Genomic DNA, 15,100 nt, shown 5'->3' with positions numbered 1-15,100 from the left:
AGGATTTTTAAACTATTTTTGGAAAAAACCATAAACAATACTTTACCCAAATCCAATACGAAATGAGGTGATGCCCCATGACAACTAAAAAAACATACAATAGATTAGCCAAGGAAAATTCGCTGTATTTGATTCAACACGCACATAATCCGGTAAACTGGTTCCCAATTGGTCGGATAAGGCTTTTGATATCACCAAACGAGATAATTAAGCCTGCCTTCTTATCTTTTGGCTAGACCATTGATTCTCACGTACCTCTCATTGCTGAGATGTTCGCGTGGGTCTGTCAAATATTTTGTGTAAACTCTTTTAAAAACCCTCTCCCCCTCGGGGAGAGAAATTATCGTAAATGCTGACCAACTCGATCTAGGAAAAATACAGAGAGTTGAAGCAGCATCTGCCCATAGTATTGGACACGGAATGTAGAATTACTTGTTGACTAAACAACTGGTGTTTATAATGGAGAGACAATCAAGGCGCTCATTTTTTTCTTTGTGTGTTTATCATGAGTCAAGCAACAGATGAATCAAAACATATGACGCAATTAGAACAATTCATCCTTTCTCTTACCGTAAGAGAGAATAACACTGCAGATCATAAAACGTTGGAAATGGCGTCCACCCTATTAAGCTGGTCAAACTATGGTGTAATTTGTCAATGGAATTAGGAAGGAGATAGGAATCTCCTGTTAACTTAGTCTAAGGAGTATTGCCACTAATGATGGATGGGAGCTTCTTGAGAAAGGTGCATAAATAAAGGATTATAGGAAGGAGCATTCATCATACGATGAAGCATCAAGAAGAGTACAAAGTCTGGAATCAATTACATATTGAGCTGGCCGACATCCGTCTGTATACACTTGCTGCGGGAGAATCAAGCAACGGCTACCATTTGCCTGCAAGTGCTTTTCTATTCCTGTACAGGGGCAAAGCGAAGATACGGATGGATGGGCTTATTCATCCAGCTGAACATTTTTATTGTTTACATGGCTGCAAGGGTATGAGGCTGGATATTGAAGCAACGGAATATCTGGAATATTATTTGGTGCTTTATCGTGGCGAATTTTCACTCCGCCGAAGATATTTTCTGAACAAGGGAGAAATTCCCCCGTTTCAGCAAATATTTGCATTTGCTCCCGCACAGCCTGTAGGGCTCTATCAGATAATGCTGCGAATGGAAGAGGCATGGAGCGAATCGACGGAGAAGGATAAATTTGTGGTGAAAACACTGTTCTATCAATTTATTCTGGAAATGCTTCAGCAAAAGCAGCAGATAGGAGTTGATCTCCTTCCTACAGAAGTTGTTAAGCAAGTAGTCCAGTATATGCATAAGCACCTAGATGAACCGTTGACGCTGGAGCTTCTAGGACAGAGGTTCGGCTACAATCCCCAGTATCTGGCCCGTAGATTCAAGGAATTGACGACGCGCAGCCCGATCGATTATCTAATTGGACTTCGTATTGGCAAAGCGTGTCATATGTTGCAATACACGGATGCTTCGATTGGTTATATTTCCCAGAGTGTAGGCTATGAGGATGTGTTTTATTTTAACCGTATATTCAAAAAGAACGTCGGTCTCTCTCCCAGCCATTTCAATAAAGAGCTATCTGGTGAAGAGGATGTTCGGTTTAATCCATCTAAAAGGTGGGGATTGTCCATGTCAGAGTCCACTTCTCAATGTTATGTTGATAATGATAATTATTATCATTATAAAAAAAGAGGAGAGTATCACATGGACAGAACATCTAGAAAAAATATGATGGCAACACTTCTACTCTGTATGGCCTTATTGGTTACAGCTTGCGGAGGGGGGAACTCTAGTCTACAGTCTCCATCGGAAACATCTGCTCCCGGCTCAAATTCTTCTGAATCAACTCAGAAAACAACGCCTGTGGCAGCCACCAAGATCGTGAATACCATATTCGGAGAGGTGGAAGTTTCGAAAAATCCCGAACGCATCGTGGCGATTCAATATTTGAGCAGTCTTCTGGCAGTGAAGGCTAATGCAATCGGCTCTACGACGCGTATCATGGACAACCCGTATTTCAGTGGTTTAACGGACAATATTGAGATTGTCGGTTCTTCCGGCAATGATGTTTCCTTTGAAAAGCTGATTGATCTTAATCCCGATCTGATTGTCGTAATGACCTCGGATGAGGGAGAATATAAAAAGTACAGTAAAATTGCCCCAACGATTGCCATTCCCTATGGGAACTTTTCATCCATTGAAGAGGAAGTGAAGTTCTTTGGAGACCTGCTAGGGCGGGAGGAGGAGGCCATCACATGGATATCCGATTATACTGCGCGAATCGCTGCTGCCAATGCGAAGGTCCAAGCAGTGATACCCTCAGATGCAACCTTTAGTATTATGCAAGAAACAGACAAGACATTAAGTATATATGGCAGTGAGTTTGGCCGTGGCGGACAAGCTATTTACGGGAATCTAGGACGGATATCACCTCCATCCTATGATGAAGCTTTGTTGAAAGAGAAATATAAGGATACCTCAATAGAATTATTGGACCAATATGCCGGAGACTATATTATCCTGACTACTGAGAGATCACTGGAGGAACTTCGCAAGGATCCAATCTGGGGACAATTGGAAGCAGTCAAAAATGACAGACTATATGCCTGGTCCAACACCCGCTCCTATTTCATTGATCCGTTATCGGTGTTGATGCAGACAGAAGAATTGGCTGAGTGGTTGACGAATGCTCCACAGAAAAATTGACCAAGCACCTGTATTATTCAGCGGTAATTAATCTTTCATCATGTATCCATTGATAAGAGGCCTATATATCTCCCAGCTTAAGAAGGCTACAGCGCTTCTTGTTGATTGCCCTTTCCTGCGTTCTGACTCCGATAAGAAGCGAAAGGAATGTGGTCTTCTAGCTGACGTTATTGACCCACACGTACCTGCCATTGGTGTCACGTCATGGAAAAAGAATCCTTCGAAGATGAAGAAGTTGCACAGGTTCTCAACGAACATTACATATCGATTAAGGTTGACCGCGAGGAGCGGCCGGACATTGATCATCTATAGATGAGCGTTTGCCAAGCGATGACGGGGCAGGGCGGTTGGCCGCTGACGGTGATCTTGACGCCAGAGAAGACGCCTTTCTTTGCGGGTACTTATCAGGTGAGTCCCCTTCTTGGCCGCTTCGCTGCTGATCGCTGTCATAGGCAGGCGGAGTCGGTTCGAACGGGTATACCCACGTTGAGCGAGAAGCCATTTCAGTGGAGCGGGATTCGGCTCAGAAAAAAGGAATTGAATAAGCGGCAGCAATTGGCCAAATATTTAGCTCCGCAGCACAGCGAAGCAAAAAAAGTTCATCCTCTCCACATAGCACCGGTTTGGTCATGGACCGGGCCAACTCCGCAACCCGCTTCATACTGCCTATGCTTTCTTCAAGCCCAATCGCATGATCCATCCCCATAATGACTTTTACATGTAAAACGTTTCTCCCGAAAAGTAACCACCCAATTAGATACGCAATAGAACCATCCGCTTCGACCGGCGAAGCGGATGGTACAGAAAAAATCAGAATGGATGGTTTATTTTAATCTGGTTTCTTTTATCATAGTAGTCAAATCGGAATTCAGTGAGGAGTGCGAGGGAGGGTGGAATGAAAAATCGTTATATTAAGGTAGCCGCCGTTCAGTCCGCGCCCATCTTGTTCGATAAGCAAACCGCCATGGACAAGATTGATAACATGACGAGAGAGGCAACTGGACAAGAGGCCAATTTGATTGTTTTTCCAGAGGCGTTTGTGCCGGGTTATCCGCGAGGCCTAAGCTTCGGTACACGCGTTGGAAGCCGTAATGCCGACGGAAGGAGAGACTGGGAACGCTATTGGGCAAGCGCCATCGACATCCCGGGGCCCGAAACCGAGACTTTTGGCGAATTGGCGAAGGAGTTAGGGGTGTATCTGGTCATCGGCGTTGTGGAGCGGGACCAGCAATTTAGCACCGGAACGTTATATAATTCCATGGTGTACATCGGGCCGGATGGTAATCTTTTGGGCAAACACCGTAAGCTTGTTCCGACTGGTTCCGAACGTCTCTTATGGGGACAAGGGGACGGCAGTACGCTTACGGTCATCGATACCCCTTTTGGAAGAATCGGCGGTTTGATATGTTGGGAAAATTACATGCCGCTTGCACGTATGGCCATGTATGCGCAGGGCATTGACATTTACCTTGCTCCTACGGCAGATGCCCGTGATACGTGGCAAGCGACTATTCGGCATATCGCCTGTGAAGGCCGCAGCTTTGTCATTTCGTGCAATCAGTTTGCGACCAAAGCTTCTTATCCTGCTGATTTGGCTTGCTATGAGGACATCAAGGAAGACGCCGATATTCTAAGCAGAGGGGGAAGCGCCATTGTAGGACCGCTTGGCGAATATGTCGTTGAGCCGCTCTATAACCAGGAAGGCATTCTAGTTGCAACACTGGATCTTTCCCAGGTCACACAAAGCCGTTATGATTTTGATGTTGCAGGGCATTACAGCCGTCCGGATGTATTTCAATTGATCGTTAATGATAAAAAGCAAGAAGTCGTACGAACTGCAGGCATGCAAAACTGACAGATAGGCAGTGACGAAAAGCCGCGGATCCTTCGCTTTAGTGAGCCCGAAGGGTTACTCCTAGCCAGACACGACCTTGGGGTCGTGTTTTTTGTTTTCTCTTTATGTTGCCGACCCTTTTCCCTGACTCTTTGGATTGCTAAAAGAATATTAAATTGGAGGGTTACTTTTTAGTCTATTCTGTTAATGTAAATAAACGTATTCGGTACGAAGGAGTGTTAAAGGAAATAAAACGAACAAAGGGAGCAAATGAACATGGATTCTGCTCATTTCAATAAAGTAACGATTATTTCATATATCATTGCCATTACATTTATTGTCGGCATGATTACGGCTGCGGTGATGTTAAAAGATAACGAAATTATTTTGCCAGAAATTGCGGCAATGGCAATTGCGATGTGGGTGTACCGAGAAGCCGGATGGATCAGGCAACCATCGAAGATTTTTGTCGCTCCTACTATGACTGCACTGATCGGCTTCATGATAAATCAATTACACATTGCTTATGCAGGTAAAGTCATTCTCGCCTTGGCGCTGATGATGCTCTTTTTGCGAATCATTCAATCGAACCTGGCGCCATCAATTGCAACGGGGTTACTGCCATTGGTGATTAATACAAATGAATGGTCCTTTATTATTTTGGTTTTTATGTTTACCTTCCTATTGACGATTGGGGTTCTCGCATTTGGATTGAATAAAGGGCTTGAAAAGAAAGTGAAGATACATTACAAGTACATGCTCGTATTTTTAGTGCTGACTTTCGTCTGGATTGGTTTATGCTGGGGTGTCGGCTACCTGCATCTCGCAGTTATCCCGCCTATTCTCGTTGTTGCGTATGAGTCACTTCAAAAGCCAATGTACAGCGGAAAGATGGCTTTTAAGCAAGGGCTTGTGTTGACGATATCTGCGGCTGTCGGAACGTTATTGTATTTTACTATCGATTCATGGATTTTGGTAACGCTGCTGGATATGCTCTTGATGCTTGTTCTATCACTGCTTGTTGGTATCCGTATCCCGGCGATATACGCCTTTCCACTGCTCCCGTTTATTTTCCCTGATGATATTGTAATGAAGCTGCCGCTAGGTACGTTGGTCACATGTTTGTTTATGTTTGCTTCCGTGTTGATGTATAAAAAGGTTGAGCTGAAGCGGACGGAAAAGCAAACTTATCATAAAAGAGGAGAGAACAGCTATGACACAAAGGAATTTAAATCAATTACGTAAGGACTTGGATACGATTAATGTTCAACTTCTGGAGCTGCTGTCGGAACGGGCACGCATTTCTCAGGAAATTGGACATGTGAAAAATAAGCAAGGCGTTCCAAAGTTCGATCCGGTTCAGGAAAAGAACATGCTTGACGTGTTAATCGCTAACAATACAGGACCTTTTGATGATAAAACCATCCGACATTTGTTCAAACAGATTTTTCAGGCTTCGTTGAATCTTCAACAAGAGGAGCACAAAAAGCATTTGCTGGTAAGCCGTAAAAATCAGAAGGAAAATACGACCATTACTTTGGGCAATATTACGGTCGGAGGCGGAACGCCCATCATAATTGCAGGACCCTGCTCGGTTGAAAGCTATGGGCAGGTTCGTCAGGCAGCCGCTGCTCTAAAAGAAGCAGGCATTACAGTGATGCGAGGGGGGGCATTCAAGCCAAGGACATCCCCTTACGATTTCCAAGGTTTGGGGGTAGAAGGCCTGAAGATACTGAAAGAAGTCGGAAGCGAGTTTGGATTGAAAACGATAAGTGAAATTGTGGATCCTTCCCATATCGAATTGGCCTGCAATTATATCGACATTATCCAAATCGGCGCAAGAAATATGCAAAACTTTGAGTTGCTTAAAGCGGCAGGAGATGTGCGTACACCAGTCCTATTAAAACGTGGTTTGGCAAGCACGATTGACGAATTCCTCCACGCTGCAGAATATATTGTTTCGCGAGGCAACACACAAGTTATGCTGATTGAGCGAGGCATTCGAACTTATGAGAAAGCGACCCGCAACACGCTCGATATTTCTGCCGTGCCGATTCTGAAACAGGAAAGCCATCTCCCGGTGTTTGTCGACGTCACTCATTCAACCGGTCGCAAGGATATTATGGCCCCTTGCGCCAAGGCGGCCCTGGCCGCGGGGGCAGACGGTGTAATGGTTGAAGTGCATCCGGATCCTTCAACAGCATTATCCGACGCCGCACAGCAGATGAATTTTGAAGAATTCAATCGTTTCTACACGGAAGTCAAACAGTCAGGATTGCTCCATGGGTTAGGATAAAACAGAAAAAGAGAAGAGGTCATTTCTTTTGTTAACATTCCGTTACCGCTTGTTGGCATGGACTTCATTCATCGGTATGTTTCTTGTTATGCTTGCAGGAGCCTTGGTTACCAAGACCGGTTCCGGGCGCGGTTGCGGAGATGACTGGCCCTTGTGCAACGGGGAGTTTGTTCCGGCCTACACACTTGAGTCCCTGATCGAGTATTCGCACCGTATGGTTACTGGGATCGTGGGGATAGTTGTTCTAGTGACGTTTCTATATACATGGCGCTACCTTAGGCATCATCAAGAAGCCTTGTGGTATGCCGGCGGAACGCTGCTGTTTACGATCGTTCAGGCATTGATGGGAGCTGCAGCTGTGAAATGGCCGCAGCAACCGGCCGTGATGGCGCTTCACTTCGGAATATCACTGCTTGCGGTTGCCAGCACTATGCTGCTGGTCGTATGGAATTGTCGGATGAAAAATGAGGCGGAACATGCTTCTTCCAGTCAAATCCCGAAAGTTATTTATCCCATCGCATGGGGGATATGGTTCTACTGTTATGGTGTTATTTATTTGGGGGCTTACATCCGTCATACGGGTACGGATGGCGGTTGTATGGGCTGGCCGCTATGCAATGGTCAGCTTATCCCTTACATGTCTGGGGCTTCGGGGATTGTCTTCGCACATCGAGCTGCCGCTGCCGTCCTGCTTATTCTTATTGCTGCATTTTATCTGATTGTTCGTCGCTGCAAATCCAAGGATCAGTCATCCGAGTTGAGGACGGGTACCGTCTATGCTCTCGTGTTAGTTATCGGACAGATTGGCAGCGGTGGACTGCTCACTGCAACGATTAACAACGAAAATATATATCTATTTACAAGTCTTCTCCATAATGTTCTGGCAACGGTGCTGTTCTGTGTGCTGACGGATACAGCCATCCGCTCATGGAAGCATCGAATGCAATAATGTTGAGCTCTTCATTACATATGAAGAGCTCTTTTTTATGGAAGGGGGAAGGCGAATTCACTTTTGGAGGATTTGCTGTGAATATATTTGTTTCATTTTGTTGAACATGGTCGGTTTTTTGATTTTGTTAGTGGATGGTGACACCAATATCGTTCCCTTATAAAGTGAGGTGTGATGAAAGTCACACCATTCGATGGGAGATGAAAAGATGAAGAGACCCAATGCACTCCGCTGGTTCGCATCCTTATCCATGCTGGTGCTGCTGCTCTTGATGACTACCGGGTGCACAGAAAGCATGATCGTGCTTGATCCCAAAGGGCCGATTGCCGAACAACAGCGGGATTTAATGATCATTTCAACGATCTTGACTTCACTTGTTATCGTGCCTGTCCTGATTCTTACCGTGATCATTGTGTGGCGTTACCGGGATAGGACAGGCAGAAAAGCGAAATACGCACCGGATTGGGAGCATAGCACCAAGTTGGAAGTCATCTGGTGGGGGATTCCAATCATTATTATAACCGTGTTAGGCCTGATTACCATAAAGGGAACGTATGCCCTGGAGCCGTCCAAACCTCTCGAGTCGGATAAAAAACCGTTGACCATCCAAGTGACTTCGCTGGACTGGAAGTGGTTATTCCAATATCCCGAGCAAGGAATCGCAACTGTGAATGCTGTCAATTTCCCGGAGGGTGTGCCGATCCGATTTGAGATTACAGCCGATTCTCCGATGAATTCCTTTTGGATTCCGCAGCTCGGCGGTCAGATGTACGCAATGTCCGGGATGGCGATGACTCTTTATTTGCAAGCAGATGAGCGTGGAGAATATTGGGGATCAGGAGCGAATTTCACCGGAAAAGAGTTTGCAAAGATGTATTTTGATGTGAAATCCACTTCACAGGAGGAGTTTGACCAATGGGTGAGCGAGGTCAAAGCATCGTCACCGGCGCTAACGTTGGAAGGCTACCAACAGCTGGCTGAGCCTGCCGCGTCGGACGTTAAGACGTTCTCCGCGTTCCCGGAAGGTTTGTTCTATATGACGGTTACCAAGTATGCTTCCTCGCACAATCATGGTTTGTCCTGGGAGGACATTCAAAAAATCAAGATCCAAGAGTAGCTGGTTTCGAATCGAAATGTAAGGAGAGAGTGTTCCATGTGGGAGAACGTAAAAAGCTTTGCTTCGGAATTTTTTGTGACGGGAGATCCGTTAATTTACGGTGCGGATATCAGCATTGTTTTAACCATCATTGGCATTGTATTTGGACTCACCTATTTTAAAAAGTGGGGCTGGTTGTGGCGTGAATGGTTAACGACCGTCGATCATAAAAAAATCGGCATCATGTACATCCTTTCCGCTTTCCTTATGCTGTTCCGCGGCGGAGTGGATGCGCTCTTAATGCGGGCTCAGCTGGCCATGCCGGAGCTGAACCTTTTGGCGCCCGATCATTACAATCAGATTTTTACCACGCATGGCGTGATTATGATTCTATTTATGGCGATGCCGTTTATGTTCGGATTGTTTAACGTGGTTGTGCCGCTGCAAATCGGTGCGCGTGATGTCGCCTACCCTTTTCTGAATGCGCTGAGCTTCTGGCTGTTCTTTTTTGGCGCGATGCTATTTAACTTGTCCTTTGTCATCGGAGGATCGCCAGATTCGGGGTGGCTTGCTTATCCGCCTTATTCGGAACGAATGTTCAATCCGGGTGTCGGACAGGATTTCTATATATGGGGGATACAGATATCGGGGATCGGCAGCCTGATGACCGGTATCAACTTCATCGTGACGATTCTGAAAATGCGTGCTCCCGGCATGAAGCTAATGAAAATGCCGATGTTCCCGTGGTCGGTTTTATCGAGCTGTATCGCGATTATATTTTCTTTTCCCATCTTGACGGCAACATTGGCGCTGCTGTTTCTGGACCGCTATTTGGGCGCGCATTTTTTCACCTTGGACGGCGGCGGTAACCCAATGATGTATATCAATCTGATCTGGATGTGGGGGCACCCAGAAGTGTATATCATCGTTCTGCCTGCCTTCGGCATTTACTCGGAGATTGTATCCACTTTTGCGAAGAAAAAGTTGTTTGGGTATAAATCGATGGTGTATGCCATGATGATTATCAGTATTTTATCGTTTCTCGTATGGGCGCATCATTTCTTTACGATGGGCTCTGGCGCGGATGTCAATGCATTTTTTGCGTTAACGACGATGCTGATTGCCATCCCGACAGGCGTTAAAGTGTTCAATTGGCTGTTTACGATGTTCCGGGGAAAAATCACCTTCGAGACTCCCATGTTGTGGACGCTCGGCTTCATTGTTTGCTTTCTCGTCGGCGGGATGACCGGGGTGCTGCTGTCGGTTGCGCCAGCTGATTTTCAATTCCATAATAGTTATTTTCTGGTCGCGCATTTTCATAATACCATCATTGGCGGTGTGGTGTTCGGTTATTTCGCCGGATTGTATTATTGGTGGCCCAAATTGTTCGGCTTCAAGCTGAATGAACGTATAGGGAAATGGGCGTTCTGGTTCTGGAATATTGGATTTTACGCATGCTTTATGCCGCAATATGTGCTCGGATTAATGGGGATGACGCGGCGGCTAGTCACGTACGGATGGGATAAGGGATGGTGGGAAATGAACTTGGTATCCACCATCGGGGCAGGTCTGATGGGAATAGCCTTCTTGTTTCAAGTATGGCAAATCGTCTATAGCGTCAAGCATCTTCAAAAAGATGAAACGGGCGATCCATGGAACGGACGCACCTTGGAATGGTCGATTCCTTCTCCTGCGCCGTACTATAATTTTGCAACGCTGCCACAGGTATCTTCTCAGGATGAATGGTGGGAAGAGAAGCAGCGCAGAGAGCGTGAGCCGCTTTCTCTGGCTCCACCGAAGCTGGAACCGATTCACATGCCCAAAAATTCAGGAATTCCTTTTGTGATGTCGATGTTCTGGTTTGCGGCTGGATTTGGTTTTGTATTTGACTGGCTCTGGTTAACGATATCCGGTTTAGTTGGGGTGGCGGTGTGCATGCTTGTTCATTCCTTCAACTATGATACCGATTACTATATCCCTGTAGAGGACATTAAACGCACAGAAGCTGCGATAAGGGGGTAACAAACGAATGGCTCAATTAAACGATTCCGGACATGCCAATCAACACGTATCAAGTTCGGATCATCACGACCATCCGGATATGGAAGAAATGCGCACATTCGGATTTTGGATCTACCTGATGACGGATGTGATTATTTTCGGCACTTTGTTTGCTGCCTATATTGTCCTGCAAGGCAACAGAAACGGTGGGCCTGGGCCTGAAGAACTGTTCCAGATGGGCGGCATTATTGCAAGCACTTTCATTTTGCTAACCAGCAGCTATACGAGCGGTCTCGCCGTGCTGGCCATGCATAAAGGCAATCGCCAAGCCCTAATGGGATGGCTCGGTGTCACGGCATTGCTCGGTGCGACCTTCATTGTGCTGGAAGTCAATGAATTTATCCATCTGGTGCATGAGGGAGCCACCATAAGCACGAGCGCATTTTTATCCGCTTTCTTTACATTGGTCGGGACTCATGGGCTCCATGTATCCATAGGATTGGTCTGGATGATTGCTTTGATTATTCAGCTGGCCAAACACGGCATTACGCCGGTAACGAAGCGCAAAGTGAATGTGATCAGCCTGTTTTGGCATTTCCTTGATGTGGTTTGGATTTTTGTGTTTACGATTGTCTATTTGATGGGGGTGAGATAGATGACGCAGCATGACATGACACATCCGCATGACGCCGAGACCCAGGGTTCCCTGAAATCGTATACGATCGGATTCCTATTCTCTATCGTATTGACGATCATTCCGATTACTGCCGTCTTGTACGGATGGGCCGAGGGGATGACGAACACCATCGTTCTGATGACGGCAGCAGTGTTGCAGTTCGTCGTTCAACTGATCTATTTCATGCATCTGCGGGAGGAAAAAAAGCCTCGTTATAATTTGGTGACGTTGATTCTGGGCTTGATCATTTTGCTGGTTATCGTAATCGGCTCCATGTGGATCATGTTATTCAATATGGTGGCAACATGAGCAGGTCATCCGCAAGTGTATTGACTTGGATTCAACTGACAAAGCCCCGAATCCTTCAACTAAATCTCGTTGCCGCGTTTGGCGGGTATTGGCTGGCTTCCAAATGGATGGTGGATTGGAGCTTCTTGTTTTGGATGCTTCTAGGCACCGCTTTAACGATGGCATCCTCGTGCGTAATGAACAACATCTGGGACTGGAAGCTGGATCAAAAGATGAGCCGAACGAAGGATAGGCCGCTGGCGACAGGCCGATTGAAAATAAGGGGCGTGCTGTTGTACGCCCTGGCGCTTGGAATAGCGGGAGAAATCGTCCTGTTTTGGAAAGTAAACGCGCTGTGCGGCTGGCTCGGATTGCTCGGCATGTTTGTCTATATCGTCTTGTATACGATGTGGTTAAAGCGAACCTCGACCTGGAGTACATCGATTGGAGGCATCTCTGGCGCAATGCCGCCGGTAATTGGTTACTGTGCGTTTACCAATGAGGCAGATGCAGGCGCTCTGCTTCTGTTCGCGTTATTATTTCTGTGGCAGCCCGCTCATTTCTGGTCGCTTGCCATCCGGCGAGTAGACGAGTATCAGGCTGCGGGATTTCCGCTTTTGCCGGTTCGTAAAGGGGTACGCCGGACGAAGCTGCAAATGATCCCCTATGTAGTCTTGCTTCTTCCGACTGTTGTGTTGATTTACACCTATGGTTATGCAGGCATAATATTCCTTACAGTCTCTTTGCTGGCAGGTGTCGTTTGGGTATGGCATACGATAATAGGTCCTGCTGCATTGGATAACGACAAGTGGGCCAAAACGAATTTCTTGATTTCGGTGAATTATTTGATGGTCATCTTTTTCATCATGATTTTGGATACTGCCGGTCGTCCAATCTAAGGCTGTTCACTTGGATGACGAATGAAGACATTTATCCGTTATTTTAGGAGTGGGAGTGGGTCGTGTTGAAGGCAAACCTTACATTTTTTCTTATTGTTATGATTGTGCTTGTTATAACTGCGTGTAGTGAAGGAACTAACAATCAAGCAACAAATGAAGGAATGACTGCTCCGGGAGACGCAAACGCACTGGCAATATATAAAAAACAATGTTTATCCTGCCATGCTGCTGATCTAAGCGGAAAAGTAGGCCCGGGTTTGCAGGAGATTGGCTCCAAATTGACGGAGCAGCAACTGATCGAGATTATACATGATGGCGCAAGAGGCATGCCGGCCTTCAAAAAGATGTTAAGTGCCGAGGAAATTCAAGCTTTATCGCAATGGCTCTCGAAAAATAAATAGGTGCAGGGGGGATTTTCGGTGAAAAAGGCAGTCATATACGTCTTAATTGGTTTGATGATTATCATTGCATCCGCATGTGGCAGCGGCAAGCCGAATCAGCTTAATTACCAGGTTGCGCCTTTTGAGTCCATCAATCAAGATGGGAACCCGGTGTCTTTGTCTGATTTGAAAGGCAAGGTGTGGATCGCGGACTTTGTTTTTACGCATTGTATAACGGTGTGTCCGACGATGACAGCCAACATGTCTGAATTGCAAAAGCGATTAAAATCAGCGGGTGTTGAGGCGGTATTGATCTCTTTCTCTGTAGATCCAGAGCGGGATGATCCTAAGGCATTAAAAAATTACCTTACTAAATTTGACGCTGATTTCTCAAATTGGCATGCGTTAACCGGTTATGAGTTTAACGAGATCAAAACATTTATTGTCAATTCGTTTAAGACTGCTGTTGCGAAGGATACGTCCTCCGATCAGGTTATTCACGGTACTTCGTTTTTTTTGGTCGACCCATCAGGGACAGTTGTTGCCAAGTACGATGGGATGACGGATACGCCTTACGATAAAATTATGAAAGATGTTGAAGCATTGCAACAATAGGGAGGGAATTTGGCGGGGAGGAGTTGATAGAATTGGAGATTATTGCACGTTCTTCATGGACGCGAGCGATTGTTCTGATCCTTATCCTGATTGCTGTTGGCTATGCGATTATGCAAACGCTGGCGGGAAATCGTGAAGATGTTGAGATAGGCAAGAAAGCGCCGAATTTTACATTAACCAATTTGCAAGGGGAAACGGTACAATTATCCGACTACCGTGGTTCAGGTGTTCTTCTGAACTTCTGGGCATCCTGGTGCGACCCATGCGTCAATGAAATGCCGCTTTTGAATGAAACCTATCAGAGATTGCCAGGTGTTGAGATCCTTGCTGTCAATATGGGAGAAGCCAAGGAAAAAGTAAGCCAATTTGCAGATCGTTATCACTTGCAATTCCCCATACTGCTTGATCAACAAAGCGATGTGAAGAAACGGTATAAAATTGGTGGTTTGCCGGCAACTTTTCTGATTGACGACAAAGGTCACATCGTGGAGAAGATCTCAGGGGAGTTGGACAGTTCCGATTTTATTATGAATGTAATGGAACGGATTCAACCTAAGCCTGAACGTAAATAACGTATGATATGACTGGAGAACTGTCGGAATGGATACTTTAACATGGTCTATCGCGTTTGGCGGGGGAGTACTGGCATTTGTCTCGCCGTGCACGTTGCCTTTATACCCGTCTTTTCTTTCTTATATTACAGGGATGTCAGTAAGTCAATTGCAGACGAGGGACTCTTCCAAGATTCATAAAATATTGTTTCTCAATTCTGTTTTGTTTCTGTTTGGTTTCTCTCTCGTATACTATATTTTAGGCTTTTCAGCAAGTTTTATGGGTCATCTATTTGAAAATTATCGCGATCTGATTCGAATGCTTGGAGGCGTATTTATTTCTGTCATGGGTTTATTTCTGATTGGAATATTTCAGCCTCAAATGATGATGAGGGAGTTTCGTTTCCCCTTTATAAAAGCGAAGATGAACAAATCACTAGGTTCTGTGCTCGTTGGTATTATTTTCGCTGCTGGTTGGACCCCTTGTATAGGTCCCATATTCGGAGCGATTATGTACTCGAATATCATCAACCCGAACCCGGTTCAGACCTTTGTTAACGTGACTGCCTATTCATTAGGGTTTGGGATTCCTTTTATCGTCATGGCCTATTTTATTGGGAAAATAAAGGGGATACTGAAGTATTCCGGTATGCTTATGAAAATTGGCGGCGTACTTCTTCTCATTGTGGGCATGCTGCTCTACTTCGATAAAGTGAGCATGATGAATACGTGGTTTTCGAGTTTTCTGTGACTAAATAGACAGACAATAAAAAGGTGAGTGA

General features: G+C 45.6%; 15 protein-coding genes and 1 pseudogene. All 16 read left to right on the top strand.

Translation table 11 applies throughout. From position 1 onward, the window contains the following. The first annotated feature begins 77 nt into the window (after positions 1–77). The 16 genes and pseudogenes from LQV63_RS15425 to LQV63_RS15345 all read left to right on the top strand — a co-directional run bounded on the left by LQV63_RS15425 (position 78) and on the right by LQV63_RS15345 (position 15,069). Positions 78–236: a DUF255 domain-containing protein gene (locus LQV63_RS15425; RefSeq protein WP_233697391.1), complete on the top strand. Its 159-nt coding sequence runs from the start codon at positions 78–80 to the stop codon at positions 234–236. Between the two features lie 550 nt (positions 237–786). Next, complete coding sequence (locus LQV63_RS15420; RefSeq protein ID WP_233697390.1) at positions 787–2,733, top strand: AraC family transcriptional regulator; 1,947 nt, start codon at positions 787–789, stop codon at positions 2,731–2,733. A gap of 204 nt (positions 2,734–2,937) precedes the next feature. Beyond that, a pseudogene (locus LQV63_RS15415) lies at positions 2,938–3,138 on the top strand (DUF255 domain-containing protein); the annotation flags it as partial. Between the two features lie 490 nt (positions 3,139–3,628). After that, the gene (locus LQV63_RS15405; protein WP_233697389.1) at positions 3,629–4,588 is read left to right on the top strand and encodes a carbon-nitrogen hydrolase family protein; all 960 of its coding nucleotides are present in this window, start codon (positions 3,629–3,631) and stop codon (positions 4,586–4,588) included. Between the two features lie 255 nt (positions 4,589–4,843). Next, the gene (locus LQV63_RS15400) at positions 4,844–5,812 is read left to right on the top strand and encodes a hypothetical protein (protein WP_233697388.1); all 969 of its coding nucleotides are present in this window, start codon (positions 4,844–4,846) and stop codon (positions 5,810–5,812) included. Continuing rightward, positions 5,781–6,863, top strand: a complete 1,083-nt coding sequence (locus tag LQV63_RS15395) for a bifunctional 3-deoxy-7-phosphoheptulonate synthase/chorismate mutase (protein WP_019424614.1) — start codon at positions 5,781–5,783, stop codon at positions 6,861–6,863. The genes LQV63_RS15400 and LQV63_RS15395 overlap by 32 nt, the downstream gene beginning before the upstream one ends. Positions 6,864–6,891: 28 nt before the next feature. Beyond that, a complete protein-coding gene (locus tag LQV63_RS15390) occupies positions 6,892–7,812 on the top strand; it encodes a COX15/CtaA family protein (protein ID WP_019424615.1) in 921 nt (306 codons plus the stop codon). A 208-nt stretch (positions 7,813–8,020) separates the two neighbouring features. Next, complete coding sequence (cyoA, locus tag LQV63_RS15385) at positions 8,021–8,929, top strand: ubiquinol oxidase subunit II (RefSeq protein WP_019424616.1); 909 nt, start codon at positions 8,021–8,023, stop codon at positions 8,927–8,929. Between the two features lie 36 nt (positions 8,930–8,965). Further along, a complete protein-coding gene (locus tag LQV63_RS15380) occupies positions 8,966–10,930 on the top strand; it encodes a cbb3-type cytochrome c oxidase subunit I (protein ID WP_233697387.1) in 1,965 nt (654 codons plus the stop codon). A 7-nt stretch (positions 10,931–10,937) separates the two neighbouring features. Continuing rightward, positions 10,938–11,564: a cytochrome o ubiquinol oxidase subunit III gene (cyoC, locus tag LQV63_RS15375; protein WP_233697386.1), complete on the top strand. Its 627-nt coding sequence runs from the start codon at positions 10,938–10,940 to the stop codon at positions 11,562–11,564. Next, positions 11,565–11,894 (top strand): cytochrome o ubiquinol oxidase subunit IV, encoded by a 330-nt coding sequence (gene cyoD / locus LQV63_RS15370; protein ID WP_019424619.1) that lies wholly within the window; start codon positions 11,565–11,567, stop codon positions 11,892–11,894. Further along, complete coding sequence (gene cyoE, locus LQV63_RS15365) at positions 11,891–12,772, top strand: heme o synthase (protein ID WP_233697385.1); 882 nt, start codon at positions 11,891–11,893, stop codon at positions 12,770–12,772. The genes cyoD and cyoE overlap by 4 nt, the downstream gene beginning before the upstream one ends. Positions 12,773–12,834: 62 nt before the next feature. Beyond that, on the top strand, positions 12,835–13,173 hold the full coding sequence (locus LQV63_RS15360) for a c-type cytochrome (protein WP_233697384.1): 339 nt from the start codon (positions 12,835–12,837) through the stop codon (positions 13,171–13,173). Positions 13,174–13,191: 18 nt separating this feature from the next. After that, entirely contained in the window at positions 13,192–13,767 is a 576-nt protein-coding gene (locus LQV63_RS15355) for an SCO family protein (RefSeq protein ID WP_325175886.1), read from the top strand. 32 nt (positions 13,768–13,799) lie between these two features. Continuing rightward, on the top strand, positions 13,800–14,339 hold the full coding sequence (gene resA / locus LQV63_RS15350; protein ID WP_233697383.1) for a thiol-disulfide oxidoreductase ResA: 540 nt from the start codon (positions 13,800–13,802) through the stop codon (positions 14,337–14,339). Between the two features lie 28 nt (positions 14,340–14,367). Further along, the gene (locus tag LQV63_RS15345) at positions 14,368–15,069 is read left to right on the top strand and encodes a cytochrome c biogenesis CcdA family protein (protein ID WP_019424624.1); all 702 of its coding nucleotides are present in this window, start codon (positions 14,368–14,370) and stop codon (positions 15,067–15,069) included. Positions 15,070–15,100 lie beyond the last annotated feature (31 nt).

This window comes from Paenibacillus profundus (genome assembly GCF_021369635.1).
Taxonomy (GTDB): domain Bacteria; phylum Bacillota; class Bacilli; order Paenibacillales; family Paenibacillaceae; genus Paenibacillus_B; species Paenibacillus_B profundus.
The sequence above is the reverse complement of the archived record's forward strand: the minus strand, read 5'-3'. Positions and strand labels throughout refer to the sequence as shown.

Coding starts and splice junctions, on each gene's coding strand:
- cyoA (WP_019424616.1), top strand. CDS start 8,021: ATGAAGAGACCCAATGCACTCCGCTGGTTCGCATCCTTATCCATGCTG.
- LQV63_RS15425 (WP_233697391.1), top strand. CDS start 78: ATGACAACTAAAAAAACATACAATAGATTAGCCAAGGAAAATTCGCTG.
- LQV63_RS15345 (WP_019424624.1), top strand. CDS start 14,368: ATGGATACTTTAACATGGTCTATCGCGTTTGGCGGGGGAGTACTGGCA.
- LQV63_RS15400 (WP_233697388.1), top strand. CDS start 4,844: ATGGATTCTGCTCATTTCAATAAAGTAACGATTATTTCATATATCATT.
- LQV63_RS15405 (WP_233697389.1), top strand. CDS start 3,629: ATGAAAAATCGTTATATTAAGGTAGCCGCCGTTCAGTCCGCGCCCATC.
- cyoD (WP_019424619.1), top strand. CDS start 11,565: ATGACGCAGCATGACATGACACATCCGCATGACGCCGAGACCCAGGGT.
- LQV63_RS15420 (WP_233697390.1), top strand. CDS start 787: ATGAAGCATCAAGAAGAGTACAAAGTCTGGAATCAATTACATATTGAG.
- LQV63_RS15380 (WP_233697387.1), top strand. CDS start 8,966: ATGTGGGAGAACGTAAAAAGCTTTGCTTCGGAATTTTTTGTGACGGGA.
- cyoE (WP_233697385.1), top strand. CDS start 11,891: ATGAGCAGGTCATCCGCAAGTGTATTGACTTGGATTCAACTGACAAAG.
- LQV63_RS15395 (WP_019424614.1), top strand. CDS start 5,781: ATGACACAAAGGAATTTAAATCAATTACGTAAGGACTTGGATACGATT.
- cyoC (WP_233697386.1), top strand. CDS start 10,938: ATGGCTCAATTAAACGATTCCGGACATGCCAATCAACACGTATCAAGT.